Origin of the sequence: Actinomadura sp. 6K520 (assembly GCF_004349245.1) — a bacterium.
In the GTDB taxonomy this organism is placed as follows: Bacteria; Actinomycetota; Actinomycetes; order Streptosporangiales; family Streptosporangiaceae; genus Spirillospora.
The window spans coordinates 1-26090 of record NZ_SMLC01000105.1; the positions used below are offsets into that span (position 1 = coordinate 1).

The window sequence follows — 26090 nt, forward strand, 5'->3', positions numbered from 1 at the left end:
CGGGGAAGCCGTCCGGGTCGGTGTCGCCGGACGCGAGGGCCCGCTTGACGATCGGGTCGGCGGGGACGGCACCGCGGGAGTCGACGTTCGGCACGCCGACACCGGCGACGAGCGTCCCGGGCGGGACGGCGGGGGCCTCCTCCGTGGCGGCACCGCCCTTGGCGCCGCCCTCGGCGGGGGCGGCGGTCTCCGATGCGGTGGGGGAGGCGTCCTCGCCGGGCGGGGCCGTCTCGGTGGACTCGGCGGCCCACCAGGGAGCTTCCAGGCCGAACGGAGGCAGCCGGAGGGAGTCGGACGCCGTGGGCTCCGCCTCCGCGGCGGGCTCGGCGTCCGCCGGCGGCGGATCGGCCGGGGGAGCCGCGCCGCCGAAGCTGGGCGGCACCGAGTCGGCGGGGACGGCGGCCGCCCCCGCCTCCTCGGCGGACTCCCGGGCGTCTCTAGAACCAGACATAGGCAGAGAGGGTATTCATACAGGTCACTTCTGGAGGGGCTCGCCTTCGGTTTCCCTGTAGTTCAGGGCCAGGGCCAGGTTGCTGCCCTTCACCATCTCGGCGCCGAAGACGCGGACGGCCGCGTGGTGCTTCGCGGGGATCTTCTTCCCGTCCGGGCGCTGCACCCACGTCATGAGCAGGTAGTGGCCGCGCGCCTGGGACGTGCCGAGCGCCTCGCCCCTGCCGTTGCTCTTGGAGACGCCCTTGCCCGGCAGCGCCTGCAGGAAGGCGTCCTTGGCGGCGGCGGCCTTCACGGCCTTCTTGGCCGCGGCTTCGGTCTGGAGGTTGAACACGCCGACGGTGCCGATGAGCTGGCCCCCGGTCAGCGCGTAGGTGGCCCGCAGCGCCTGCGTGCAGCGGCCCCGCTTGAGGGTCGTCTCCAGCGTCCTGCCGCCGACGACCGACGCGCAGCTCTCCTTCGCGTTCACGGCCGTCCGCACGTAGTTGTGGCCGTGCGCCTTGAACCTCCCCTTGCCGAAGACTTCCTTGAGCGTCAGCGGCTTGGGGTCGGTGGTGCGGCTCTTGAGCTTCACGGGCGCGAGGACGGGCTTGGTGGGGCTGGGCGTGGGCGTCGGCGTGTCCGCGGCCTGGGACGGCTTGGCGTCCGCCTTGGAGTCGTCCTTCAGCATGGACGACAGCCCGATGCCGCCGCCGATGAGGACCAGCCCGGCGACCGCCGCGGCACCGATGACCAGCGGCGTCCGGCGGCCCTTCCGGGGTCGGCCCGGCCCGCCGGGCGGCACGGGTTCGGCGGGCCCGTGGGCCTGGCCGTAGGGATCGCCGAACCGGTCGTCGTCGAACCGGCCGCCGGGACCGCCCGGCGGCATCGCGCCCGGCCCCTCGTCGCGCGGCGCGAAAGGGGCCTCGTCGCGCGGTGCGAAAGGGGCCTCGTCGCGCGGTGCGAAAGGGGCTTCGCTGTCCTGGCCGTACGGCGGCACTTCGGCTCCGGGTCCGTACGGCTCGTGCGGCGGCTGCCGAGGAGGCCAGCCGCCGGGTTGGCCTTGATCGCCCGGATAACCCATGGGTTGGACCTTACCGTTCCTCGTGCGGGGCTCTGGACCTTCGGAACACCCACCATGACATGGGGGCGAACCGGACGCCGGTGAATCGCCGAAGGTCACCGCCGGGAGCGGCGCGGCTCACTTCCGGCCGAAGTTCTGCGTCCAGTAGGGCCCGCCGGGGCCGGAGGCCATGCCGACGCCGATGGCCCGCAGGCCGCAGTTGAGGATGTTGGCCCGGTGCCCCGGGCTGTTCATCCACCCCTTCACGACGGCCGCCGCGGTGGGGTAGCCCTTGGCGATGTTCTCCGCGCCGGCGTCGGGGTATCCGGCGGCCGCCATGCGGTCCCACGGGCTGTCGCCGTTCTGCGACGTGTGCGAGAAGTAGTTGTTGGCGGCCATGTCGGCGGAGTGCTTGCGGGCCGCGGTGACGAGCCGCTGGTCGACGCGCAGCGCCCCGCAGCCGGACTTGGCGCGCTCGGCGTTGGTGAGCGACACCACGGCGGCCTCGGGTCCGGACTGCCCGGCCGTGTTCCCCGACCCGCCGCCGGAGCCGCCGGAGCCGCCCGACCCGCCGCCGGAGGAGCCGCCGCCGGCCGGCGGCCGCGAGGCGGTGGGCTCCCTGGACGGGGACGGCTTGGCGGACGAGCGGCTCGGGTCGCGCATCGCCTTCAGCGGCGGCGTCTGCTGGTCCGCGGTCGGCGCGGGCGCGGCACCGGACGGGCGCTCGCCGCCGCCTTCGGTGCCCGTTCCGGCCCCGGCCGGGGTGTCGCTCTCCGGTCCCGCCGGGATCACGGCGGACGGCCGTGCCTCGGGGCCGGACGCGGCCGTCCGCTCCGACCGCAGGTCGGGCAGCACGAAACGGTCGATCGCCACCCCCGTGCAGATCGCGAGGCCGGACGCGGTCACGGCCACCACGATGCCGGTGACGCTCTTCGCCCGGGAGCGCTTGCGCCCCTTGCCGGGGGGACGTCCGCCCGGCGGGCGCCCGCCCTGGGGACGGCGGCCGTTGGGCGGCCCGGAGTGGGAGGCGGCGCGCCGTGGCCCACCGGCGACGAGCTCGTCGCGGGAGGGGTCGTCGAAGGGGACGCCGCGGGCGGCGGCGTCACGTGCTCCGGCGCCGTCCTGCCCGGGGTACCGGGAGGGGCGGCGTCCGGGGTTCTCGCCTGGTCTGCGGGGAGTAGACAGCGGGGGCTCCCGTGTGCGGGCCGGCCGGAGCCGGCGTGGACCGGTCGCCGGGCACCATATCCCGTTATGTACATCTGGTTACGAAGATCGTCCAAAAAACGGCAAAACGGCCACTTAGTGTGATCGCGGGGGTGCTGACCGTCTCCGCGCCCGGCGGCGCCCGCCGGGTACGGCGCTGCTTTGCTCTTGTGTGCGCGGACGGGTATTCTGCGTGGTTGTTGTGTGTCGACGCCTGCCCAGTGCGAGCGTCCCGGCGATGCAACGACGTGTCGGGGTGTCCCCGCAGTGCCCGCGCCGCCGGTGCGGGCGCCGGATCGGGGCCCGGCCTCCCGGAGCGCCAGGTCGGACGAGTTCGCTGATCGGCGCGAGCAGGATTCCGCTGATGAACATCGCCCGCCCGTCAGGACGGGCGACGATCAACCACTGAAGTCGACGAGAAACGAAGGCTGACGACCGTGCGCACGTACACCCCTAAGCCCGCTGACGTCCAGCGTCAGTGGTACGTCATCGACGCGACCGATGTCGTGCTGGGCCGTCTCGCCAGTCAGGTCGCGCAGCTGCTTCGGGGTAAGCACAAGCCGATCTACGCCCCGCACATCGACACCGGTGACTTCGTCGTCATCGTGAACGCCGACAAGGTGGCGATGTCGGGCAACAAGGCGGAGCGCAAGCGCGCCTACCGGCACTCCGGTTACCCGGGCGGCCTCCGCTCGGTGACCTACGCCGAGCTGCTGGCCAAGCACCCCGAGCGGGCCGTCGAGAAGGCGATCAAGGGCATGCTGCCCAAGAACTCCCTCGGCCGGAAGATGTTCGGCAAGGTGAAGGTCTACGCCGGGCCGGACCACCCGCACCAGGCGCAGAAGCCGGTCCCGTTCGAGATCACCCAGCTCAGCCAGCTCAGCAAGTGACACCCCCGCGCACGATCCGGCCCACCGGCCGCAACGTGCGCGACCTGGACCAAGAGGCCGCCGGGGCACCCGCAGACCGGGCCCGCCGCCCTGGCTAGAACACCCAAGGAGAACCGTGGACGAGACCACCGAGCCGAGCACCGAGCAGCTCGACTCGTACGAGGACGCCCCGTCCGAGTACAGCACCGAGACGCCCGAGGCCGCGGGCGAGAGCTTCCTCGGCCAGCCCGTCGCGACCGGCCCCGCCGCCGGCACCGGCCGCCGCAAGCAGGCCATCGCGCGGGTCCGCATCGTCCCCGGCACCGGCCAGTGGAAGATCAACGGCCGCTCGCTGGACCAGTACTTCCCGAACAAGGTCCACCAGCAGATCGTGAACGAGCCGTTCGTGCTGCTCGGCCTCGAAGGCCAGTTCGACGTCCTCGCGCGGGTCGCCGGCGGCGGCACCACCGGCCAGGCCGGTGCGCTGCGCCTCGGCATCTCCCGCGCGCTGCAGTTCGCGAACATCGAGCACCGCCCGGCCCTGAAGAAGGCCGGCTTCCTCACCCGTGACGCGCGGGTCCCCGAGCGCAAGAAGGCCGGTCTCAAGAAGGCCCGCAAGGCGCCCCAGTACAGCAAGCGTTGACCGGCGGTACGAGCCGCCGCACCCCCTGGCCCTCGAAGGGCCGGCGGGTGCGGCGGCTCGGCTGCTTCTCACGGACCCGTCCGCGACCGGTCCGGGCCGCGTGCGCTCTCGCCTCGCGGCCGGACGGCGGACCCGGTGCCCACTAGATTTGACCGCGCGGCGCGGGCGGGGCGCGACCCTCGTCCGGGGCCGCGCGGTTTCCGTTTTCTCTCGGGAGTTGAACTGTGGCTCGTCTGTTCGGGACCGACGGCGTGCGAGGGCTCGCCAACCGCGATCTGACCGCCCCGCTCGTCATGGACCTGTCCATCGCCGCGGCGCGGGTGCTGGGCGAGGAGGGCGCGTTCAAGGGCCACCGGCCGCTCGCGGTGGTCGGGCGCGACCCGCGGGCCTCCGGTGAGTTCCTGGAGGCGGCCGTGGTGGCGGGCCTGGCGAGTTCCGGGGTGGACGTGCTGCTGCTCGGCGTCCTGCCGACGCCCGCCGTCGCGTACCTGACCCACCAGCTGCACGCCGATATCGGCGTCATGCTGTCGGCCTCGCACAACGCCGCCCCCGACAACGGCATCAAGTTCTTCGACCGCAGCGGCTACAAGCTGCCGGACGAGCTCGAAGACCGGATAGAGGCGCGGCTCGGCGAGCCGTGGGAGCCGCCGACGGGCGCCGGGGTCGGCCGCGTCCGGGAGGCGCACGGCGCGGTCGAGCAGTACGTGGCGCACCTGCTGACCACGGTCCCGGTGTCGCTGGACGGCCTGCGCGTCGTCGTCGACTGCGCGAACGGCGCGTCCAGTGACGTGGCGCCGGAGGCGCTGCGCCGCGCGGGCGCCGAGGTGTTCACGATCGGGACGGCGCCGGACGGCCTGAACATCAACGCGGGCTGCGGCTCCACGAGCCTGGAGGCGCTGCGCGAAGCGGTCAAGGAGCACGGCGCGGACGCGGGCATCGCCAACGACGGCGACGCCGACCGCTGCCTCGCGGTGACCGCGACCGGCGAGATCGTGGACGGTGACCAGATCATGGCGATCCTGGCGCTGGAGCTGCGGGAGGCGGGAGCGCTGGCCGCCGACACCGTCGTCGCGACCGTGATGTCGAACCTCGGGTTCAAGCTCGCGATGCGGGACGCCGGGATCACCGTGGTGGAGACCGCGGTCGGCGACCGGTACGTCCTGGAGGCGATGAGGGAGGGCGGCTTCGGGTTCGGCGGCGAGCAGTCCGGCCACGTGATCATGCTCGACCACGCCACGACCGGCGACGGCGTCCTGACCGGCCTGCACCTGCTCGCCGCGATGGCCCGCCGCGGCCGGTCCCTGGACGAGCTGACGAAGGTGATGGTGCGGCTTCCGCAGGTGCTCATCAACGTCAAGGACGTCGACAAGAACCGCGCGAAGACCTCGCCGGAGCTGGCCGCCGCGATCGCCGCCGCCGAGACCGGGCTCGGCGAGACGGGCCGGGTGCTGATCAGGCCGAGCGGTACCGAGCCGATGGTCCGCGTGATGGTCGAGGCGGCATCGGAGGAGCAGGCGCAGGAGGTCGCCGAGCGCCTCGCCGACGTCGTCCGCACCGCCCTCGGCTAACGCTCGTCGATCTCCAGCCGGCCGACTTTGAGGTGCTTGATCTCCACCGTGCCGGCCTCCAGGTGGGCGATGACCGCGCGCTTGACGACGAGCTTGCCGATGGCGACGGCGCCGACGGCGAGCGCGCCGAGCGCCATCGACCCCATGGCCAGGGAGCCGAGGCCGTTGCCGAGGCGCAGGCTGAGGCCGGTGGCGGACGCGCCCGTCACCTCGGCGCCGGTCGCGCGGGCGCCGATGCCGCGTTCGGTCCGGACGCGGGGCCGCTCGTCCGCGTCGTTCGTGGTGTCCTGGGCCCTGCCGTTGGATTCGCTCATGCGAGGAGCATATTGGCGGGCGCGCTCAGCAGCGTCCCAGGAAGTCCTCAAGGGCTCCGTGGTCGGCGCGGGTGACGGGGAGCGAATACTCGTCGGCGACCGCGATGTACTTGACCGCGTAGGTGCACTGGTAGCCCTTCTGCGGTTTCCATTCGCCGGGGCCGGAGTCGCTCTTCTGCCGGTTCGGCACGCCCCACACCGCGAGCAGGTTGTCGTGGTCGTTGGCGAACTTCTCCCGCTTGTCCTCGCTCCACCGGGAGGCGCCCATCCGCCAGGCCAGCGCGAGCGGGTAGATGTGGTCGATCTGCACCTCGGCCGCGTCCTGCTTGGCGAAGGTGATCTCCTTGCCGCTGTAGGGGTCGCGGAGCCGGCCGCTCATGACGACGCAGTCGCCCTTCTTGCCGACGTCCGACAGGTCGCGGTCGAGGACGTCGTTGCGCTGGTCGCAGCCGTTGCGGTCGATGTCCTTCCAGCGCGTCCCGAACTTGTCGCGCTCGTACCCGCCGCCGTCGCCCTCGGACGCGATCCGCAGCCCGGCCAGTGCGGTGCGGGCGCGTTTCTCGTCGCCGGACCCGGGCTTGTCCTGCGTCGCGCCCGGAGCGGGGGAGCCGCTCTCCGAGAGACCCACGCTGGCGTCGCAACCCACCGCGAGGGGGATGACGAGCGCCAGACCCGCCACAGCCGTCCGCACCATGACCCACCGCCCGACATATATGGATATGTATGTGGATACCGATCAAACCGTATGGGCCGGTGCCGTGGCCACCTGCCCATGGGCAACCGTCCACGGGTAGAACCGCGGGGTGACGAAGGTCGATCCGGGGGCGGACGAAAGGCTGCCTCGTATCGCCCTTTAGGTTGACGTGGCGCGCCCGGCCAGCCGCTAGGTTCGTGTGCATGCCGATCATCGCCACCCAGGGCCTGACGATGAGGTTCCCCCGGGTGACCGCCCTGGACGACCTCTCCGTGGCCGTCGAGCCGGGCGTCGTCGGGCTGGTCGGCGCCAACGGCGCCGGCAAGTCGACCCTCATCAAGATCCTGCTCGGGCTGCTGCCGCCGACGTCCGGAACCGCGACCGTGCTGGGCCTCGACATCGCGCGCGAGGGCCTGCGGATCAGGGAGCGCGTCGGGTTCATGCCCGAGTACGAGTGCCTGCCCCCGGACGTGTCCGCGACCGAGTTCGTCGTGCACATGGCCCGGATGTCCGGGCTCCCCCCGACCGCGGCCCGCGAACGCGCCGCCGACACGCTCCGGCACGTCGGCCTGTACGAGGAGCGCTACCGTCCCATCGGCGGCTACTCCACCGGGATGCGCCAGCGGGTGAAGCTCGCGCAGGCCCTCGTCCACGACCCGAAGCTCGTGTTCCTGGACGAGCCCACCAACGGCCTCGACCCCGCCGGACGCGACGAGATGCTCGACCTGATCCGGCGCATCGGCGCCGAGTTCGGGATCAGCGTGCTCGTCACGTCGCACCTGCTGGGCGAGCTGGAACGGGTCTGCGACCACGTCGTCATCATCGACGGCGGGAAGCTGCTGCGCTCCCAGGCCGTCGAGGCGTACACGGCCGCCAGCGGCGTCCTCACCGTCGAGGTGGACGAGGGACGCGACGAGCTCGGCCGCCACCTCTACGAGCAGGGCGTGTCGGTCCAGCCGGAGGGCCGGTTCCTCGTCGTCGACATCGCCGGTGAGACGACCTACGACCTGATCCGGGACGGCGTCGCCGAGCTGGGGCTGCGGCTGATCCGGATGGAGCAGCGCCGCCACCACATCGAGGAGGTCTTCCGGGCCGGGCCTCCGGCGGAGAGCGCGGCCGGAAGCGTCCCGCAGGAGGCGTCCCGATGAGCACGAGCACGATCCACGACATCGGCTACCGCCACTACGACGGGCCCCGCAGCGGGCGCGCCTACGTGCTGCGGTCCCTGTACGTGCACAACCTGCGCGCCGCGTTCGGCCTCGGCCGGCCCGCGCGGGCCAAGATCATGCCGTTCCTGCTGGCGGCGATCATGCTGCTGCCCGCCGCCGGGTCGGTCGCGGTGTTCGCGTTCACCGACCAGGACGACGCGCTGATCCCCTACGCGGCCTACGCGAACATCATGCAGGTCATCGTGGCGATCTTCCTGGCCACGCAGGCGCCGGTGCTGGCCTCGCGGGAGGTGCGGTTCCACGTCATTCCGCTGTACTTCTCGCGTCCCGTCGGCCATCTCGACTTCGTGCTGGCGAAGAGCGCCGCGCTGGCGACCGCGCTGTTCGCGCTCATGGCGGTGCCGGTCACCCTCCTGTACGTCGGCGGCCTGGTCGCCAAGGCGCCCGACCCGGGGCGGCAGGTCCTGGAGTACCTGGGCGGCCTGGTCGGCTGCGTGCTGTTCGCGCTCGTGCTGGCGGCGATCGGGATGGTGATCGCGGCGTTCACCCCGCGGCGCGGGTTCGGCGTCGCCGCGGTGATCGCCGTCTACATGCTCAGCACCACGATCGTCGGGATCGTCCAGGGCATCGCCGAGGAGCGGACGAACTTCACCCTCCAGGGCTGGGCCGGGCTGGGGGCCCCGTTCAACCTGGTGGACATCGTCCAGGTCAGGCTGCTCGGCGCCGAGTCGTCCTCGGTCGGCATCGCGCCCGGCCTCACCGGCGGCCTGGTCGCGCTGGCCCTGTGCGCCGCCATCATCCTCGGCTCGATCGCGGTTCTGTACCGCAGGTTCCGGAAGGCGGGGCTCTCATGAATATTGAGCGGAGCGAACCGGGGGGTGCGGGGGGTCGTCCCCCCGCAGGTAACACCACCAGTGAGCTGGTTCTGGAGAACGTCTCCCGCTGGTACGGCAACGTCGTGGCGGTCAACGGCGTGTCGATGAAGGTCGGGCCGGGGGTCACCGGGCTGCTCGGGCCGAACGGCGCCGGCAAGTCGACGCTCATCCACATGATGGGCGGGTTCCTGGCGCCGTCGTCCGGCACCGTCACCCTGGACGGGGCGCCGATCTGGCAGAACCCGGGCGTCTACCGCAAGCTGGGCCTCGTTCCGGAGCGGGAGTCGGCCTACGACTTCCTCACCGGCGAGCAGTTCATCCTCGCGATGGCGAAGCTCCACAAGCTGCCCGACCCGGCCGCCGCCGCGCGCCGCGCGATCGGCCTGGTGGAGATGGACTACGCCGCCGGCCGCCCGATCGGCAACTACTCCAAGGGCATGAAGCAGCGCATCAAGATGGCGTCCGCCCTGGTGCACGACCCGCCGGTGCTGCTGCTGGACGAGCCGTTCAACGGCATGGACCCGCGGCAGCGGCTCCAGCTCATGGACCTCATCCGCCGGATGGCCGACGAGGGGCGCACCATCCTGTTCTCCTCGCACATCCTGGAGGAGGTGGAGCGGCTCGCCAGCCACATCGAGGTGATCGTGGCGGGGCGGCACGCGGCGTCCGGCGACTTCCGCAAGATCCGGCGGCTGATGACCGACCGGCCGCACGTGTTCCTCGTCCGCTCGTCCGACGACCGCCGGCTCGCCGCGGCCATCATCGCGGACGGCTCGGCCCGCAGCGTCCAGCTCACCGAGAAGGGGCTGCAGGTCGAGGCCGTCGACTTCCAGCGCTTCACCTGGCTGCTCCCGAGGGTCTCCCGGGACGCCGACGTGCGCCTCTGGGAGGTCTCCCCCTCGGACGAGTCCCTGGAAAGCGTCTTCTCCTACCTGGTGGCCCGGTGATTCGATGAACCCCACAATCGCGATGATCACGTTCCGGGCGATGCTCGGGCGCAAGCGCGCGCTGCTCCTGCTGGTCCTGCCGCTGCTCCTGCTGGTCCTCTCGGTGATCCTGCGCGCGACCGGCAACAACGACCTGGACCTCTCGGCGCAGGTTCTGCAGAGCTTCGGTCTCGCGACCCTGCTGCCGCTGCTCGCGCTGATCGCCGGGACGGGCGTGATCGCCCCGGAGATCGACGACGGCCAGATCATGTACGTGCTGACCAAGCCGATCCCGCGGGAGGTGATCGTGCTGACCAAGCTGGTCGTCGCGATCACCCTGGTGACGGTCTTCGCGGTCGTCCCGACGCTGCTGGCGGGGCTCGTCCTCGCCGGGACCACCGCCCAGGTGACGCCCGCCTTCACGATCGGCATCCTCGTGGGCGGGGTCACCTACAGCGCGGTGTTCGTCGCCCTCGGCGTGCTGAGCCGCAACGCCGTCACGATCGGCCTGCTGTACGCGCTGGTGTGGGAGACCCTCCTCGGCAGCTTCGCGCCGGGCGCCAAGTCGGCGTCCGTCCAGCAGTGGTCCCTGTCGGTCGCCGACGCGCTCACCGACGCGTCGATGGTCACCTCGACCGTCGGGCTGCCCGTGGCGATCACGCTGCTGGTCGTGGTGGCGCTCGCGGCCATGTTCCTCGCCACCCGCCGCCTCCGCTCCCTCCCCGTCGCCAGCGCCGAGTAGCGCGGTCCCCGGTCAGCGGGCAGGGCGCAGGAGGCCGCGGTCCATGGCGACGACCGAGGACGACGCCGAGGCCGGAACGGGCGCTCGCGGCCGCGTTCCCCGTCACCTTCCGCTTGCGGACGCTCCCGGTCGCCGGCGCCGACCGGCATGCGGGTGCTCACATGCGGGTGCTCACATGCGGGCGTCGGCGGCGGGACCATCGGACCCGCCGCCGGCTCGCGCCGCCGGTCAGTGTGCTTTGAACCTGCCCGTGACGATGGTGGTCACGGGGTGCCCGTCGAGTTCCCCGGGCACCGCGCGGCGGACGGACGCGTCCCGTATGTGGACGCGGATCACGTCGGTCCCGTCCGCGGCGCGGCCGTGGTCGAGTCCCTGGACGCCGTCGATCGCCAGCAGCCGTCCCCGGTGCCGCCGGATCACGTCGTTGAGCGGGACGTCCGGGGCGGGGGGCGGCTCGGGTGCCGCCCCCTCCGGTCGGTCATGCGGTGGCCGGTGGTCTCCCGGTTCCCGATTCTCGTCCACGAACTCTCCTCCCCGGGGCTATTCGCCCGTGTAGAGATCGATGTCCAGTTCGTCGAGGACGGCCTCGATGGGGTTGGCGAGCGTGATCTCGCTCAGCTCGTCCACGTCATCGTCGTCGTCGTCGCTTGCCGACGTGTCCGCGAAGAGCAGGCCCACGACGTGCCGCGTCTCGTCCCACCGCCAGACGCACGAGCCCGAGTCCCCGCCGGCGGAGAACGCGTCGGCGTCGAGCCCGGAGATCACTATCTGGTCCTCGAAGAACGCGATCCGGTCGCCGTCGTAGTCGACCACCCCGGACCAGGCGAGACCCGTCACGATCCCCTGGGTGAGTCCGGTGGTCCGGCCGGACTTGCCGACCAGCATACCCAGCGAGGCCGGGACGGGCCGGTCACCGATGCGGAAGTACTCGACGTCGTCGCCGACCTCGTACCCGATCTTCGGCGTGACCGCCTTCGCATCGCACAGGCCGGTGGCGCAGTCGACACGGTTCGGCGTGAGGTCGAACCGGAGCTGGACGAACCTCTCCAGCACGGCGATCCCGTCGCCCGGTCCGCCGCCGTCCGCGGGCCCCGGCTGGTAGATGGGGTCCCCGAGTTCGGCGTCGTTGGTGTTGGCGATGACGTGGTTGTTGCTCAGGCAGAGCAAGTCGTCGCGCCGCGGAGCGCTCCGGCCCTTCGCGAGGCAGCCGAGGGTTCCGGCGGTCACCTCGGGATGCCCGATCGAGAACCCGCCGGGCGCCGGGCGGACGCGGCGGTCGTTGGCGCGTGCCCGGATGGCCCCGCTCGTCACGAACCGCAGCGGCACGTCGGCCGCCGATCGGACGCCCAAGCCGTCGACGACCATCGCACGCGCGTCGTCGGGCGCGACCGGTGTCGCCGTGTAGACGGTGACGACCGGCGACGTCCCGCCGGTGGAGTCGCCCAGCCCGATCGCCACTCCCCGCGCGTTGCCCGTGCCCAGGTTGTCCCGGGCGGCCCTGGCGGCCGGGATGCTCCGGGCGGTGGCGTGGATGGCCGCCGCGATCTCGTCTCTGGCGTTCCGGACCGCGTTCGGGACGGGGCCGGAGCCATATGAACCATGCTTACCCATGATTAAATGCCCTTCTCAAAAAGGTGGTCGTGCGTGCCCGGCGGCGATCTCGTGCTCCGCCGGGCGCTCGCGGTTTCCCAATGTGGAGGTCGTCGGCTACGGCACGACGATGTAGACGCATCCCGGATCGCTGCTCGCGCTGAGCTTCAAGGCGTTCCGCAGCAGCGCCAGCACCGTTCCGATCTGCGGGTGATCCTGTTCGGCGTGCAGAATTCTCAGGTCATCGGCCACGCAGACGATCGCATAGGTGGCGTTTCCTCCCCTCGCGACGATCTGCTGGCCCCTGCCATGACCGGTGCCGGTGTTGTCGATGACGTCGTAACCGACGCCCTGGTTGTCAATGCGGACGGGATTGTGCCTGCTCGGCGGAACCACATTGCCGCCGGTGCGCCAGATGTCCGCGAACTCGATGTCGCGGGCCTGGTCGCTGATCTGCCTTCTGATCGCCCGGTTGGTCTGGTCGAGCATGCGCGGCATTCCCTGCAGTAACTGCGGCATGGACTTCTCCTTTCGCTCTCCGTGTTTTGAACGGTTTCCCGGCGCCGACCGGCATTCGGGCCCGGGAAGGTCCGGCCGTGCCGGCCGCGCGGGGCCGCCGGGCCGCCCGCTTCCGCTCCGTCCGAGCGGGAACGGGGACCCGGCGGCCGGGCCGGTGATCAAACGGGAAGCGCGGCGGTCACGACCGCAGCGGCCTGGCCGGGTCGCCCAGGGCGCCGTGCGCGACCTGCCAGGTGTTGGCGCCGTCCAGGACCACGGTCAGCGCCGCGACGCCGTCGTCGTACTCCAGTTCCTGGGTCTGCGTGAGCGTCGCCACGTCGACCATCTGGCACTGCTGGAAGCTCCCGGCGACGATGTAGTACGTCGGGTGCAGCGTGAAGACGTGCTCCAGGTTGGGACCGGCGTCCGCGACGCAGGCGGGCTGCCCGTTCAGGGTGACGCCGACCGAACTCGGCTGGACGCTGGGCCGCGGGATGGCGCTGGTGTCCTCGATCCACAGCCGGTCGTTGTTCGGCGCCGGCGTCTGGGTCGCGGGCTTGAGCAGGAAGTCCCCGCTCATGTAGTCGAAGGTGGCCGCGCACCGGGCGCTCGACGCCGGATCGGCGGGCAGGGCGCCGTTCGCCACCCACTGGTAGTCCTTGACCGTGCCGTTCGCCGACCACGCGAAACCCCACTCGATCTCCCAGGAGAACGTGTACCGGTTCCCCGGGTGGATCACCTGCGTGAGCCAGGCGGTGCTGAGGGCGCTGCTGGTGCGGGCCTCCGGCAGCTCCGCCACGACGGCGAAGGTGGGGCTGCCCTGCATCAGCTCCGATTCGTTGATGACGGTGAGACTGTAGGTCGTCATGAGTTCACCTCTCCGATAGGTGCGGCGACCGGGGGCCTTTATGGCTCCCATGGAAATCGCCTCGGCTGTGTTCATGGCGTTTCGCCGGTTGTTATTCAGATCGGCGGCGAAACCGCCGTGGTCTTCGACCGGACCCAACGCTACGCAGAAACGCCATTGCCTGAGAACCAGCGAACGGTAAAGCAATGTCCATGGCAGAAGAACATGATGTGCAATGTGACAGGGAATAATCGATTCCCTGTCATGGCTATGGCCGGATATCCGCACGGTGACTCTTGAGGGCCGGCGAGACAATTCCCTATCGCCTGAGGTTTCTCGCGGGAAGCGTCCGGGCAAGGCTTGAGGCTGGTACCGGCGGTCTCCCGTGGAGACCGAATATCAGCAATCGCAAGGAAGTGGACGCCTTGGACAGCTCTGCCGTTATGAACACGCACACCCTGATCTGCGAGCGCTTGGGGAATGCGTCATGATCAAATCCAGGAAAACGATCACGGCGACCGCGGTCTCGCTGAAGGAGGCGGCCGAGGCATTCCTCGCGCGCCGGGACCTGGACGGCGACACCATCCGGTCGTACGCGCAGACGATCCGGTGGCTGCTACGGGAGTTCGGCGGGGACGTCCCGCTCCACCGGATGACGGCCGAGCGCATCGCCGTGGTGTTCACCGCCGCGTGGGACGAGGCCGCCGCCCGGACCTGGAACCGGCATCGCGCCGCCCTGCGGTCGCTCACGATCTGGGCCGTCCGGCGCGGCTGGGACATGGGCGACCTGGCCGCGTGCATCGAGCGCCGCCCCGAGCCGCGCGGCCGCACCCGCGTCATCGACCGGCAGATCATCGCCGACCTGCTGGAGCGCCGCGAGGTGCCGCCGCGGGAGAGGGTGCTCTGGCGGCTGCTGTACGAGTCGGCGGCCAGGGCGGACCTCGTCCTCTCGCTCGACGTCGAGGACCTCGACCTGGCCGACAACCGCGGGCGCGTCACCAAGGACGGCGTGGAACGGTGGGTGCGCTGGCAGTCGGGCACGACGCGCCGGCTTTCCGACCTGGTGGCCGGACGCCGGCGCGGACCGGTCTTCCTCACCGACCGGCGGCCCGCGCCCGCCCGGATGCCCGAGGCGGGCGACCTGTGCCCGGTGACCGGGCGAGGCCGGCTGTCCTACGAACGCGCGCAGTACCTCTTCAAGCAGGCCACGAGACGGATCGACCCGGAGGGGCAGGGCTACACCCTCCATCAGCTCCGCCATTCCCGCCTCACCCACCTCGGCGAGGACGGCTGGACGGGCCCGATGCTCATGGCCCTGTCGGGCCACGACGACATCCGGAGCCTGGCCGGCTACGTCGACCCTCGCCTGCCGCACGATCCGGCCGGGGAGGAGGACGCCACGGTACGGGGACGGCGCGGCCCGGCACTGTGAGGGTCTGCCATATCCCGGCGGTGTGACGCGTGTTACAACGGCCGTGGGGTATCTGATCGTCCACCCCAGGGGAGTGTGTGCCATGTCAGTCTCCCGACGCCGGCTCCTGGCCGGGACGGGCGCGGTGGGGGCGGGGATCGCCTTCACCGGCGCCGTCGAGGAACTGTTCGCCGGTGACGCGGCCGCCGCGGCGGCCGGCGGCCGTGCGGGGTACGGGCCGCTGGTGCCCGACCCGGAAGGGGTGCTGGACCTGCCGCGCGGGTTCCGGTACACCGTCCTGTCCCGCGAGGGGGAGCGGCTCCGCTCGGGAGAGGGGGCGGTCCCGAGCAACTTCGACGGCATGGCCGCCTTCCCGGGCAGGGGACGCACCTGGCTCGTCCGCAACCACGAGAACCGCCCGGACGCCGCGCACCGGGTGCCGCCGGTCGAGGGCGTCACCTACGACCCGGGCGCACTGGGCGGCTGCACCGCGCTGGAGGTCGGGCACGGCGGCCGGGTCCACACCGAGCGGGTGGCCATCGCCGGGACCGCGGTGAACTGCGCGGGCGGCCCCACCCCGTGGAACACCTGGCTGACCTGCGAGGAGAACGAGGACAAGGCGGGCACCGGGAACTACACCAGGGACCACGGGTTCGTCTTCGAGGTCGACCCGTACCGGCAGGACCGCACCGTCCCCGAGCCGCTGGAGGCGATGGGGCGGTTCCAGCACGAGGCGATCGCCGTCGACCCGCGCGACGGGACCGTGTACGAGACCGAGGACGCGTTCGAGCGGCCGTTCGGGCTGTTCTACCGGTTCCTGCCGGAGCGGCCGCGCGGCGGGTTCGGGAGCCTGCGGGCCGGTGGGCGGCTTGAGGCGATGCACGTTCCCGGCGTCCCGGACCTGTCGACGGTGCAGCGGCCGGGCACCGTGCTCGACGGCGTGCAGTGGAAGCGGGTGCCCGATCCGCTGGCGAAGGAGACCCCGATCCGGTTCCAGGACTTCGGGCGCGGCGGCGTCACGCACGCGCAGAAGCTGGAGGGCTGCTACTGGGGCGGCGACCGCGTCTACTTCGTGACGAGCTTCGCGCGCAGGGCCGAGGGGTCGGGCGCCGACCACTTCGGGCAGGTGTGGTCGTACGAGCCGCGCGGCCGGCGGCTGACCCTGGTGATCGTCTTCGGGCCGGACACCGACGTGCGGACACCGGGCGAGTCGCCCGACAACATCTGCCTGGCGCCGCAGGGCGGGCTGATGGTGTGCGAGGACGGCGGCGGCGAGCAGCACGTGTACGGCGTGACCCGCCGCCGCGAGGTGTACCCGGTGGCCCGGAACCGGCAGAACATCGGCACCGAGGCCGAGCCCGAGTGGGGCGAGTTCGCGGGCGTGACGTTCTGCGGCGGCGGCCGGACGACGATGTACGTCAACGTCTACGACCCGGGCACCACGTTCGCCGTCACTGGCCCCTGGAACCGCTACTAGGCCCGCGGGGAAGCAGCACGGGCGCGGCCTCCTAGCCGGTGGGCTCCTGGCCGATGAGCTCCTGGACGGCGGCCTTGAACTGGTTTCCGCGGTCGGCGTAGTCGCGGTAGTCACCGAAACTGGCGCAGGCCGGGGAGAGCAGGACCGTGTCGCCGGGACGGGCCATGGCGGCGGCCTTGGCGACCACCTCGGTCATCGGGCCGTTGACGACGGTGTGCCCGGTGATGCCCGCCTCGTCCAGCGCGGCGGCGATGCGGGGCCCGACCTCGCCGATGATGACGATGCCCCGGATGTTCTCCTTGGCCACCGACCCGGCGAGCGCGTCGAAGGCCAGCCCCTTGGACGAGCCGCCGAAGATCATGACCTTCGGCCCGGGGAAGGCGGCCATCGCCGCGCGCGCGGTCTCCGGCGTCGTGGACAGCGAGTCGTTGACGTAGGTGACGCCGCCGGACTCGCCGACGGGCTCCAGCCGGTGGGGCAGCGGCTTGATGGCGCATACCCCCTCGCGCAGGAGCGAGACGTCGCGGCCGAGGAGGTCGAACGTCGCGGCGACCGCGGCCGTCAGGTTGGCGACGTTGTGCTCGCCGAGCAGCGGGCTGTCGGCGAGGTCGAGGAGCCGGGTCGTGCCGTCGTGGATCGCCCCGTCCGCCGCGTGGAAGCCCGCAGGAACGCCGAAGGGCACCTTGCGGCCCGCTCCGGCGGCGGCGACCCGTTCGGCCACCGGGTTGCCCGCGGCGAAGAAGACGGTGTCCGCCGGCTTCTGGTACGCGGTGATCGAGGTCTTCGCGGCGTAGTACTCCTCGATGTCGGGATGCCAGTTGAGGTGGTCGGGCGTCACCGGCAGGACGACCGCGATGTGCGGGGAGCGCGTCAGGTCGATGAGCTGCATGTTGGACAGTTCGAGGACGACCAGGTCCCCGTCCTGCAACTGCGGGAGGAATTGCAGGGGCGGGACGCCGATGTTGCCGCCGAGGAACACGCGGCGGCCCGCGGCGCCCAGGATGGCGGCGATGGCGGTGCAGGTGGTGCCCTTGCCCTGGGTGCCGGTGACGCCGATCACCGGGACCGGGCACTCGGCCAGGAACTCGCCGATGACGCTGGTCACCGGCCTGCCGCCCGGCAGCGCGCCGGGGTGCACGCCGGGGGCGCGGACGATCAGGTCGGCCTCGTCCAGTCCCCGCAGGTAGTCGGCGCCCGTCCGGCCTTCGACATCGGGGGGGAGTTCGACGTCCTTGCGGTCGTGGACGACGATGTCGCCACGCGGTCGCCAGTACTCCACGGCGGCACGTCCCTCGACGCCATAGCCGACAACTGCGATTCGCATCCCGGAGACTCCCCGCACGGACGTTGGAAGTGGCAGAACGCTCGAAGGGTACTGCAGCGGCGCTCGCCACCCGGACGCCGAGACGCGACACGCCCGTCCGGGGCGCGGTGTCAGATGCGGCGCAGCCGGACGCGCTGGACGGCGTGGTCCCTGTCCTTGTGCAGGACGAGGGTGGCGCGGGAGCGGGTCGGCAGGATGTTGGAGACGAGGTTGATCTCGTTGACGTCCCGCCAGACGCGCTGGGCGAACGCGGCGGTCTCGTCCTCGTCCAGCTCGTGCGCGTACTTGTGGAAGTAGGAGCGCGGGTCGGTGAACACGGTGCGGCGCAGCGCGAACAGCCGGTCGATGAACCACTGCCGGATGTCCTCGACGCGGGCGTCCACGTAGATGGAGAAATCGAAGAAGTCCGCGACGCCCAGGCTGCCGGCGGGCGGTGCCTGCAGGACGTTCAGCCCCTCGACGATCAGGATGTCGGGACGCCGGACGGTCTGCGTCGCGTCCGGCACGACGTCGTACTCCAGGTGCGAGTACACGGGGATCGCGTACTCGTCCACGCCCGACTTGACGGCGGAGACGAACCCGACGAGGGCCTGGCGGTCGTAGGACTCGGGGAAGCCCTTGCGGTCCATGAGCCCCCGCTCGGACAGGACCGAGTTCGGGCACAGGAAGCTGTCGCTGGTGACCAGCTCGACGGTCGGGTGCTCCGGCCAGCGGGCGAGGAGCGTGCGCAGCAGCCGCGACGTCGTGGACTTGCCGACGGCGACGCTGCCGGCGACGCCGACGATGAACGGGGTCGGCGGGACCTCGCCGCCGAGGAAGCCGCTGACGGTGTCGCGCAGCCGCCCGTCGGACTGGAAGAACAGGTTCAGCAGCCGGGACAGCGGCAGGTAGACCTCCTCGACCTCGGTGATGTCGATCGGGTCCTTCAGCCCGCGCAGCGCGTCCAGTTCGCCGGGGGTGAGCGGCAGCGGCGTGTTCTCGCGCAGCCCCCGCCAGTCTTCCCTGGTCAGCTCCACGTACGGGTTCGGCACGGGGTCCCATCCGCTCGTCATGGCTGAAACAGTAACCGGCGGCCCGTCCAATGACCGGGTTTTCACCGGCCGGCCACGCTGACGTCACGGTTCGGTGTCCCGTGCCTGTAGGTCCCGCGGGGGACACCGAATAGAGTTGCCGCCATGTGCGGAATCGTGGGGTACGTAGGAGGCCGGCAGGCGCTCGACGTGGTCGTGGAGGGGCTGGCGCGGCTGGAGTACCGCGGCTACGACTCGGCCGGGGTGGCCGTGCTGGCCGACGGGAAGCTGGCGACGGCCAAGCGCGCGGGCAAGCTGGTGAACCTCCGGGGCGCGCTGGAGGAGGAGCCGCCGCCCGCCGGGACGCTCGGCATGGGGCACACGCGGTGGGCCACGCACGGCCCGCCGAACGACCGGAACGCGCACCCGCACGTCGACTGCACCGGCTCCGTCGCGGTGATCCACAACGGGATCATCGAGAACTTCGCCGAGCTGCGGGCGGAGCTGGAGGAGGCGGGGCACGGGCTCGCCTCCGACACCGACACCGAGGCGGTCGCGCACCTGCTGGAGGACGAGCTGAAGGCGGGCGGGGACCTCGCCGAGGCGATGCGGCGCGTCTGCCGCCGGCTGGACGGCGCGTTCACGCTCGTCGCGGTGCACACCGGCTCGCCCGACCTGGTGGTGGGCGCGCGCCGGAACTCGCCGCTGGTCGTCGGGGTCGGGGACGGCGAGAACTTCCTCGCCAGCGACGTCGCGGCGTTCATCGCCCACACCCGGGACGCGATCGAGCTGGGCCAGGACCAGATCGTCGAGCTGCGGGCCGGCGGGGTCACCGTCACCGACTTCGACGGGCGGCCCGCCGAGGTGACGGAGTACCACGTCGACTGGGACGTGTCCGCCGCGGAGAAGGGCGGCTTCGACTACTTCATGCTCAAGGAGATCGCCGAGCAGCCGCGGGCGGTCGCCGACACGCTGCTCGGCCGGATCGGCGCCGACGGCCGGCTCCACCTGGACGAGATGCGCATCCCGGACCGGGAGCTCCGCGAGGTCGACAAGATCATCATCGTGGCGTGCGGAACGTCCTACCACGCCGGGCTGATCGCCAAGTACGCGATCGAGCACTGGGCCGGCCTGCCCTGCGAGGTGGAGCTGGCCAGCGAGTTCCGCTACCGCGACCCGATCCTGTCCCCGACGACGCTGGTCATCGCGATCTCCCAGTCCGGGGAGACGATGGACGCGCTGATGGCCGTCCGGCACGCGCGGGAGCAGAAGGCCAAGCTGCTCGGCATCTGCAACGTCAACGGCTCGACGCTGCCGCGCGAGTGCGACGGCGTCCTGTACACGCACGCGGGGCCGGAGATCGCGGTCGCGTCCACGAAGGCGTTCCTCACCCAGCTCGTCGCCGTCTACCTCATCGCCCTCTACATCGCGCAGGTGCGCGGCACCAAGTGGGGGGACGAGGTCTTCGCCATGGTGCAGCTCCTTGAGCTGATGCCGGAGAAGGTGGAGAAGGTCCTGGAGACGATGGAGCCGGTCCGTGAACTGGCCCGGTCCCTGGCGGACGAGCACTGCGTCCTGTTCCTCGGCCGGCACGTGGGCTTCCCCGTCGCCCTCGAAGGCGCGCTGAAGCTCAAGGAGCTGGCGTACATGCACGCGGAGGGCTTCGCCGCGGGCGAGCTGAAGCACGGCCCGATCGCGCTCATCGAGGAGGGACTGCCGGTCGTGGTCGTCGTCCCGCCGCGGGCGCGGGACGTCCTGCACGACAAGATCGTGTCGAATATCCAGGAGATCCGGGCGCGCGGCGCCCGCACGATCGTCATCGCCGAGGACGGGGACGAGTCGGTCGAGCCGTACGCCGACACGCTCGTCCGCGTGCCGGCCGTGCCGACGCTGCTGCAGCCGCTGGTCACGACCGTCCCGCTGCAGGTGTTCGCGTGCGAGCTGGCCTCCGCCAAGGGGCACGACGTCGACCAGCCCCGCAACCTCGCCAAGTCCGTCACCGTCGAGTAGCCCGCGAGCGAACCGTCCCGCGCCGGCCGCATGGGGCCTCCGGCGCCTGAACCTTCCGGTGCCGGGCCGCGTCCCAGGAAGGTGAGACCGGCCGGCGTCGGGAGGTCGCGGATGGCGGGAAACGGCGAACTCGGGGTGGAGGCGTACGGGGTGACGCGGGACTTCGGTCCCGTGCGAGCCCTGAACGGCCTGCACATCACCGTCCCGTACGGGCAGGTCACGGCGCTGGTCGGGCCGAACGGCGCGGGCAAGACGACGCTGCTGCTCGTCCTCGCGACGCTGCTCGCCCCCGACGCGGGCACGGTGCGGATCGCCGGGCACGACGCGCTCACCCGTCCCGCCGAGGCCCGGGACGCGCTCGGCTGGATGCCCGACACGTTCGGCGTGTACGACCAGCTCACCGTGGACGAGTACCTCGCGTTCTTCGCCGACGCCTACGGGCTGCCGAAACAGGAGCGTCCGCGGCGGCTCAGGGCGCTGCTCAGCCTCGTCCACCTGGAGGACCGCATCGGGCAGCCGGTGCACGCCCTGTCGCGCGGCCAGAAGCAGCGGCTCGGCCTGGCCCGCGCGCTCGTGCACCGTCCCCGCGTCCTGCTGCTGGACGAGCCCGCGTCGGGCCTGGATCCGCGCTCCCGCATCGAGCTGCGCGACCTGCTGCGGTCGCTGGCGGCGGACGGGGTCGCGGTGCTGGTGTCGAGCCACATCCTCAGCGAGCTGGAGGAGATCGCCGACCGGGTCGTCCTCGTCGACCACGGCCGGACGGCCGGAGACCATGCGATGGCCGATCTCGCCGGACCGGCGGCACGCGTCCGCTGGCGGATCCGCTCGCTCGACCGGGACCGGCTGGCCGCGGCCCTCGCGGCCGCTCTGGACGGGCTGACCTGGCTGGACGCCGCCGACGTGCCGGGCGGTGCCGAGGTCGGCCCGCTCAACGAGGCCGAGGCCGCCGGGCTGCTCGCCGAACTCGTCACCGCGGGGGTTCCCGTCACCGGCCTCGCGCCCGCCGGCAGCGCGCTCGAATCGACCTACCTCGCGATGACCGAGAACCGGAGATGAGGCTGCGGTGACCTTGCACGGAATCGGCCTGGTGGCGCGGATGGAGGTCACGACCCGGCTGCGGACGGGGCGCTGGAAGACGCTCATGGCCGTCTGGTTCGTGGTCGTGAACGGCCTCGGCCTGCTGCTGCGGCTGGCGATGGGGTCCGATGACACCTCCTCCTACGGTGAGCCGGGCGTGCCCATGTTCGGCGCGGTCCTGCTCGGGGTGCTGGTGCTGACGCTGCTGGTCACCCCCGCCCTGGGCGGGCAGTCGATCAACGGCGACCGGGAGCGCGGCACGCTCGCCACGCTCCAGGTCACGCGGCTCGCGCCCGGGGACATCGCGCTCGGCAAGCTGGCCGCCGCCTGGGGGAGCGGTCTGCTGACGCTGCTGCTCACGCTCCCGTGCGTGCTGTGGCCGGTCGCGGAGGGCGCGATCGGCCTGGGACGCGCCGTGGTCGTCCTCTTCGTCACGGCGCTGCTCATCGGCGTGGTCTGCGCGGTCTCCCAGGCGTGGTCGGCGCTGCTGGCACGCAGCATCACCTCGGTGCTCATGTCGTACCTGACGGTCTTCGCGCTGCTGGTGGGAACGCCGCTGCTCTTCGGCATCGGCGCCACGCTCGCGGCCGAGCATCGGGACGACGGGTACGGCGGATACACCGACGACCGTCCCGACCGGGTCTGGTGGCTGCTCGCCCCCAACCCGGTCGTGGTGCTGGCCGATGCCGCGCCGCGGCTTCCGGAACGCGAGTACGTCGTCGGCGACGAGGTGTTCACGCGGGAGCCCTCGAATGATCCGCTCGGCGGGATCAGCCGCGCGGTGCGCGACAGCCGGCACCGCGACGGCCGCCGGGGCCGGGACGACGGGGAGGGGGCCGTGTGGCCCTACGGGCTGGCGTTCAACCTGGCCCTCGCCGCCGGTGCGATAAGTGTCACGGTCATCCGGCTGCGGACGCCCCTCCGCCGGGTACCGAGGGGCGTCCGCGTGGCCTGAACAATGGTCTCGACCTGATCACGGATGGAAATTCGTCGGGCATTGTGGCGCGCGGCGTGAAAACGTTCGGTGGGCAGGGAGCGGAACGCGTTCATCGCTCATTAGCGCAATTCTCTGTTCGTGTTGAGATTCTCAGTGACGGTGTAAGTTGCAGGGATTTTTTCAGGGGTGGTCGTAGCGGCCCGCCTTGGCCCGCTCGATGAACCCGCGCCATTCGGCGGGGCCGAACGCCAGGCTCGTCGCGGTGTTCTCGGTGTCCCGCACGGAAACCGCGCCGTCGCCCAGCCCTGCGACCTCGACGCACCCATTGCTGGCGCCGCATCGGACGCTCCTTCTCCAGCGGGCGGGCGGCGTTTCAGGAAACGAACTCATACCGGCTCCTGCCTTGAGAGTTGCGGGTGGCTGCGGCTGCGCTGCCGGTGCCAAGCACAAGGTAACAAGATCACAAAAAACTCCTGATCACCTGCGGTCTGGGCGATGCGCGGGTGTCAGGAGTGGCGAGGTAGGACCGGAGTTACCGCTGGGAGGGGCAGCGAGCCGAGTCCGGTGTGGACCCGGCCCGTCCACCGCGGCGCCCTACCGTGCCCTCAGCGGGCGGCGGCGGGGCGCGCGCCGCGTCTCATCGACGCACGTCGAATTCGCCCTTCTTGGCTCGTCCGACGAACTCCCGCCACTCTCCCTGGGAAAATGACAGGACCGGGCTCTGCGTACCGTGCTTGGCGTCGCGCGCCCCGATGGAATGGGACGAACCGGCCAGTGCGGCGACTTCGACGCACGTGTTGCTCGCCCCGCAGTGGGCGCTTCTCCTCCATTGCGGAGCAGGAGTGGCGAAAGGGGACACCGAGTGCCTTTCACAAGGATTGAGCCCCTTTGCGGACCCTCACCAGGCGTCTCTGGCCGCGGTGATGCGCCGCCGTGACTCGGCGGTGTCCAGGGCCTGATCGGCCAGGCTTGAATAAGCGAGCCTGTACATATAAGTGACAGCCTCGTCCGCGAGGTGGCTGATCGTCAGGGATTCGGTGTGAACGATATCAGGGAAAACGATGTCGTGCACCGGTGAGAATTCCAGAAGTATAAAGGACTCTGCCAACACCGAGTGCGCTACGTCCAAAGGCAGTATCTGTAGCGTAACGTTGGGCAGCTCGGTCATCCGGCACAGATGTTCGAGCTGCTCCCGCATCACCTTGCGGTCGCCGATCCGGCGTTGCAGAACCGCCTCGTCGATAACCGCCGACAGTTCCAGCGGATGGGCGCCGCGCAACAGGTCCCGGCGGCGCATTCGCACGTCCAGCCGGCGTTCCAGTTCCTGCGGTGGCAGGGTCGCGAGGTCGCTCCAGCCGCCGATCACGTGCCGCGCGTAACTCTCCGTCTGCAGCAGCCCCGGGAAGACGGTGCTGCCCCATTCCCGGACGGCGGTGGCCTCGGACTCCAGCGCGATGAAGTCCGCCAGCTCGCTCGGCAGGTCGCGGTACTCCTCCCACCACCCCCGCTGGGCGGCGTCGTGCGCCAGGGAGATGAGGTCGTCGCGGCGGGAACCGTCGATCTCGTAGAGGTCGAGGAGGCGCCGGACGTCGCTGATCTTCGCACCGGTCCGCGCGTTCTCGATCCGGGAGACCTTGGCGGTCGACCAGGTCAGCCGGTCGGCGACCTCGTCACCGGTGAGCCCCCGCCGCTCGCGCAGTCTCCGGAGTTCGGCGGCCAGCCGCCGCTGCCGGACGGAGGGACCGCGGGAAGTGCTCATCGATGGGGCCTCTCCAGTCCCGGCGGACTGATCTGGGCGCATTCCGCATCACGGGGGGCCGCGGTGCGAACGCATCGGACCGGATGAACACGATTCTACGGCCGGTGATCCCCGGTCGCATCTGGCACCGAAAGTTGCAGCAAAAGTTACAACTCACACCAGAGGGTGCACCCGGTGCCGTTCGGGATGACGGTTGCGAAGGGGCTTCGCGTGGCACTCTAAGTGTGTGATCGACTTGGGGAGCCGCGGATGAGGTACGCGCACGAGGTCGGCAAGGTCCGGGCGGCCGAGGAGGCCCTGATGGCCCGGCTGCCGGACGGCGCCCTGATGCAGCGCGCGGCCGCCGGGCTGGCGTCCGTCTGCGCCCGCGTCCTGCCCGCCGTGTACGGGTCGCGCGTGGTCCTCCTCGCCGGCGGCGGCGACAACGGCGGCGACGCCCTCTATTCCGGGGCCCGCCTCGCCCGGCGCGGCGCCCGCGTCCATGCCGTCCAGGCCGGCTCCAAGATCCACGAAGGCGGCCTGGCGGCCCTGCTGGCCGCGGGCGGCCGCGTCCTGCGGAACGGCGAGGACGCCACCATCGGCCAGGCCGACCTGATCATCGACGGGCTGACCGGCATCGGCGGGACGGGCGGCCTCCGCGAGCCCTACGCCCGGTTCGCCGCGCTGGCCTCGCAGGCGCCCGGCGTCGTCGTCGCCTGCGATGTCCCGAGCGGCGTGGACGCGAGCACGGGCCGCGTCGAGGGCACCGCCGTCCACGCCGACGTCACCGTCACCTTCGGCACCCACAAGCCGGGCCTGCTCATCGACCCGGGCGCGTCCCACTGCGGAGTGGTCGAACTGGTCGACATCGGGCTCGGCCCCGACCTGCCCGACCCGGACGTCGTCGCGGCCCGCCCGGCGGACGTCCAGCCTCCCGAGCCCGGCTCCGAGTCCGACAAGTACCGCCGCGGCGTCGTCGGCGTCCTCGCCGGCGGCGACGAGTTCACCGGCGCGGCCGTCCTCACCACGGGCGGCGCCGTCCACGGCGGAGCGGGCATGGTGCGCTTCGCCTCCGTCGCCCGCCCGGCCGAACTCGTCCGGCGGCGCTGGCCCGAGGCCGTCACCACGGTCATCGAGCCCGGTCCCCACGGCCCCGGCGTCCTCGAACGCGTCGGACGCGTGCAGGCGTGGGTCGTCGGCCCCGGCCTCGGCACCGGCGACGCCGCCGAGTCGCTGCTGGAGGCCGTCCTCACCACCGAACTGCCCGCCCTCGTGGACGCCGACGGGCTCACCGTGCTGGCCCGCCGCCGCGACCTTCTGCGCCGTGCGGCCCCGACCGTCCTCACCCCGCACGCGGGCGAATTGGCCCGCCTCATCGCCGCCGACCGGGAGGCGATCGAGGCCGGGCGCCTGGAGCACGTCCGGCGCGCCGCGGCCGAGCTGTCCGCGACCGTCCTGCTCAAGGGCTCCACGACCCTGGTCGCCGAGCCGGACCGCCCCGTCCGCGTCAACCCGACCGGCACGCCGCGGCTGGCCACCGCCGGGACGGGCGACGTCCTGTCCGGCCTGGTCGGCGCGCTCCTGGCGGGCGGCATGCCGGCCATCGACGCGGCGGCCGCGGGCGCCTACCTGCACGGGCTCGCCGGCCGCCTCGCCGCCGCCCCCGAACCCGGCCC

The 26090-nt window shown here is 71.8% G+C and carries 26 protein-coding genes and 1 pseudogene; 13 read left to right on the forward strand and 14 right to left on the reverse strand.

Features of this window, described 5'->3' with window-relative positions; translation table 11 throughout:
* From E1289_RS24555 to E1289_RS24565, 3 genes and pseudogenes are all read right to left on the reverse strand, one after another.
* Positions 1 to 451, reverse strand: a pseudogene (locus E1289_RS24555) (hypothetical protein); the annotation flags it as partial.
* A 24-nt stretch (positions 452 to 475) separates the two neighbouring features.
* A complete protein-coding gene (locus tag E1289_RS24560; RefSeq protein WP_131984062.1) occupies positions 476 to 1513 on the reverse strand; it encodes a hypothetical protein in 1038 nt (345 codons plus the stop codon).
* Positions 1514 to 1630: 117 nt separating this feature from the next.
* Entirely contained in the window at positions 1631 to 2398 is a 768-nt protein-coding gene (locus E1289_RS24565) for a CAP domain-containing protein (protein ID WP_243713113.1), read from the reverse strand.
* 734 nt (positions 2399 to 3132) lie between these two features.
* Between E1289_RS24565 and rplM the strand changes: the two genes are divergently transcribed.
* The 3 genes from rplM to glmM all read left to right on the forward strand — a co-directional run bounded on the left by rplM (position 3133) and on the right by glmM (position 5775).
* On the forward strand, positions 3133 to 3585 hold the full coding sequence (gene rplM / locus E1289_RS24570; protein WP_131984064.1) for a 50S ribosomal protein L13: 453 nt from the start codon (positions 3133 to 3135) through the stop codon (positions 3583 to 3585).
* 115 nt (positions 3586 to 3700) lie between these two features.
* Positions 3701 to 4207 (forward strand): 30S ribosomal protein S9, encoded by a 507-nt coding sequence (rpsI, locus tag E1289_RS24575; RefSeq protein ID WP_131984066.1) that lies wholly within the window; start codon positions 3701 to 3703, stop codon positions 4205 to 4207.
* Between the two features lie 224 nt (positions 4208 to 4431).
* Positions 4432 to 5775 (forward strand): phosphoglucosamine mutase, encoded by a 1344-nt coding sequence (glmM, locus tag E1289_RS24580; protein WP_131984068.1) that lies wholly within the window; start codon positions 4432 to 4434, stop codon positions 5773 to 5775.
* Here the strand turns inward: glmM and E1289_RS24585 are convergent.
* Together E1289_RS24585 and E1289_RS24590 are read right to left on the reverse strand one after the other, a co-directional pair.
* Complete coding sequence (locus tag E1289_RS24585) at positions 5772 to 6089, reverse strand: hypothetical protein (RefSeq protein WP_131984070.1); 318 nt, start codon at positions 6087 to 6089, stop codon at positions 5772 to 5774. The genes glmM and E1289_RS24585 overlap by 4 nt on opposite strands.
* Before the next feature lie 25 nt (positions 6090 to 6114).
* A complete protein-coding gene (locus E1289_RS24590; RefSeq protein ID WP_131984072.1) occupies positions 6115 to 6783 on the reverse strand; it encodes an HNH endonuclease family protein in 669 nt (222 codons plus the stop codon).
* Positions 6784 to 6986: 203 nt separating this feature from the next.
* Here E1289_RS24590 and E1289_RS24595 point away from each other — a divergent pair, with 203 nt between their 5' ends.
* The 4 genes from E1289_RS24595 to E1289_RS24610 are packed head-to-tail and all read left to right on the forward strand — an operon-like array spanning position 6987 to position 10495.
* Complete coding sequence (locus E1289_RS24595) at positions 6987 to 7931, forward strand: ABC transporter ATP-binding protein (protein ID WP_165970595.1); 945 nt, start codon at positions 6987 to 6989, stop codon at positions 7929 to 7931.
* Positions 7928 to 8806: an ABC transporter permease gene (locus tag E1289_RS24600; RefSeq protein ID WP_131984074.1), complete on the forward strand. Its 879-nt coding sequence runs from the start codon at positions 7928 to 7930 to the stop codon at positions 8804 to 8806. The genes E1289_RS24595 and E1289_RS24600 overlap by 4 nt, the downstream gene beginning before the upstream one ends.
* Positions 8803 to 9774 carry an ABC transporter ATP-binding protein gene (locus E1289_RS24605; RefSeq protein ID WP_131984076.1) on the forward strand — a complete coding sequence of 324 codons (972 nt, stop codon included), beginning with the start codon at positions 8803 to 8805 and terminating at the stop codon, positions 9772 to 9774. Before E1289_RS24600 ends, E1289_RS24605 begins: the two co-directional genes overlap by 4 nt.
* 4 nt (positions 9775 to 9778) lie before the next feature.
* A complete protein-coding gene (locus E1289_RS24610; RefSeq protein ID WP_131984078.1) occupies positions 9779 to 10495 on the forward strand; it encodes an ABC transporter permease in 717 nt (238 codons plus the stop codon).
* Positions 10496 to 10723: 228 nt separating this feature from the next.
* Here E1289_RS24610 and E1289_RS24615 read toward each other — a convergent pair whose 3' ends face one another.
* The 4 genes from E1289_RS24615 to E1289_RS24630 all read right to left on the reverse strand — a co-directional run bounded on the left by E1289_RS24615 (position 10724) and on the right by E1289_RS24630 (position 13451).
* Positions 10724 to 11017: a hypothetical protein gene (locus E1289_RS24615; protein WP_131984080.1), complete on the reverse strand. Its 294-nt coding sequence runs from the start codon at positions 11015 to 11017 to the stop codon at positions 10724 to 10726.
* Between the two features lie 18 nt (positions 11018 to 11035).
* The gene (locus tag E1289_RS24620; RefSeq protein ID WP_131984082.1) at positions 11036 to 12106 is read right to left on the reverse strand and encodes a hypothetical protein; all 1071 of its coding nucleotides are present in this window, start codon (positions 12104 to 12106) and stop codon (positions 11036 to 11038) included.
* A gap of 96 nt (positions 12107 to 12202) precedes the next feature.
* Positions 12203 to 12604 carry a hypothetical protein gene (locus tag E1289_RS24625; RefSeq protein ID WP_131984084.1) on the reverse strand — a complete coding sequence of 134 codons (402 nt, stop codon included), beginning with the start codon at positions 12602 to 12604 and terminating at the stop codon, positions 12203 to 12205.
* Positions 12605 to 12782: 178 nt separating this feature from the next.
* Positions 12783 to 13451, reverse strand: a complete 669-nt coding sequence (locus E1289_RS24630) for a hypothetical protein (RefSeq protein WP_131984086.1) — start codon at positions 13449 to 13451, stop codon at positions 12783 to 12785.
* 466 nt (positions 13452 to 13917) lie between these two features.
* Between E1289_RS24630 and E1289_RS24635 the strand changes: the two genes are divergently transcribed.
* The gene (locus E1289_RS24635; RefSeq protein ID WP_131984088.1) at positions 13918 to 14862 is read left to right on the forward strand and encodes a tyrosine-type recombinase/integrase; all 945 of its coding nucleotides are present in this window, start codon (positions 13918 to 13920) and stop codon (positions 14860 to 14862) included.
* Between the two features lie 82 nt (positions 14863 to 14944).
* Complete coding sequence (locus E1289_RS24640; RefSeq protein ID WP_131984090.1) at positions 14945 to 16318, forward strand: alkaline phosphatase PhoX; 1374 nt, start codon at positions 14945 to 14947, stop codon at positions 16316 to 16318.
* A 31-nt stretch (positions 16319 to 16349) separates the two neighbouring features.
* Here E1289_RS24640 and murD read toward each other — a convergent pair whose 3' ends face one another.
* Together murD and coaA are read right to left on the reverse strand one after the other, a co-directional pair.
* Positions 16350 to 17642, reverse strand: a complete 1293-nt coding sequence (gene murD / locus E1289_RS24645; protein WP_131984092.1) for a UDP-N-acetylmuramoyl-L-alanine--D-glutamate ligase — start codon at positions 17640 to 17642, stop codon at positions 16350 to 16352.
* A gap of 110 nt (positions 17643 to 17752) precedes the next feature.
* Positions 17753 to 18694, reverse strand: a complete 942-nt coding sequence (gene coaA / locus E1289_RS24650) for a type I pantothenate kinase (RefSeq protein WP_131984094.1) — start codon at positions 18692 to 18694, stop codon at positions 17753 to 17755.
* A 123-nt stretch (positions 18695 to 18817) separates the two neighbouring features.
* On the opposite strand from coaA, the gene glmS reads away from it, so the two are divergent.
* The 3 genes from glmS to E1289_RS24665 all read left to right on the forward strand — a co-directional run bounded on the left by glmS (position 18818) and on the right by E1289_RS24665 (position 22694).
* On the forward strand, positions 18818 to 20662 hold the full coding sequence (gene glmS / locus E1289_RS24655) for a glutamine--fructose-6-phosphate transaminase (isomerizing) (protein ID WP_131984096.1): 1845 nt from the start codon (positions 18818 to 18820) through the stop codon (positions 20660 to 20662).
* Between the two features lie 111 nt (positions 20663 to 20773).
* Entirely contained in the window at positions 20774 to 21718 is a 945-nt protein-coding gene (locus E1289_RS24660) for an ABC transporter ATP-binding protein (protein ID WP_131984098.1), read from the forward strand.
* A gap of 7 nt (positions 21719 to 21725) precedes the next feature.
* A complete protein-coding gene (locus E1289_RS24665; RefSeq protein WP_131984100.1) occupies positions 21726 to 22694 on the forward strand; it encodes an ABC transporter permease in 969 nt (322 codons plus the stop codon).
* A gap of 162 nt (positions 22695 to 22856) precedes the next feature.
* Here E1289_RS24665 and E1289_RS24670 read toward each other — a convergent pair whose 3' ends face one another.
* The 3 genes from E1289_RS24670 to E1289_RS24680 all read right to left on the reverse strand — a co-directional run bounded on the left by E1289_RS24670 (position 22857) and on the right by E1289_RS24680 (position 24435).
* On the reverse strand, positions 22857 to 23066 hold the full coding sequence (locus tag E1289_RS24670) for a DUF397 domain-containing protein (protein ID WP_131984102.1): 210 nt from the start codon (positions 23064 to 23066) through the stop codon (positions 22857 to 22859).
* A 247-nt stretch (positions 23067 to 23313) separates the two neighbouring features.
* Positions 23314 to 23535: a DUF397 domain-containing protein gene (locus tag E1289_RS24675; protein ID WP_131984104.1), complete on the reverse strand. Its 222-nt coding sequence runs from the start codon at positions 23533 to 23535 to the stop codon at positions 23314 to 23316.
* A 39-nt stretch (positions 23536 to 23574) separates the two neighbouring features.
* Positions 23575 to 24435 (reverse strand): helix-turn-helix transcriptional regulator, encoded by an 861-nt coding sequence (locus E1289_RS24680; protein ID WP_131984106.1) that lies wholly within the window; start codon positions 24433 to 24435, stop codon positions 23575 to 23577.
* Between the two features lie 249 nt (positions 24436 to 24684).
* On the opposite strand from E1289_RS24680, the gene E1289_RS24685 reads away from it, so the two are divergent.
* The coding region (locus tag E1289_RS24685) for an NAD(P)H-hydrate dehydratase (RefSeq protein WP_131984108.1) at positions 24685 to 26090 on the forward strand (1406 nt) is incomplete at its 3' end.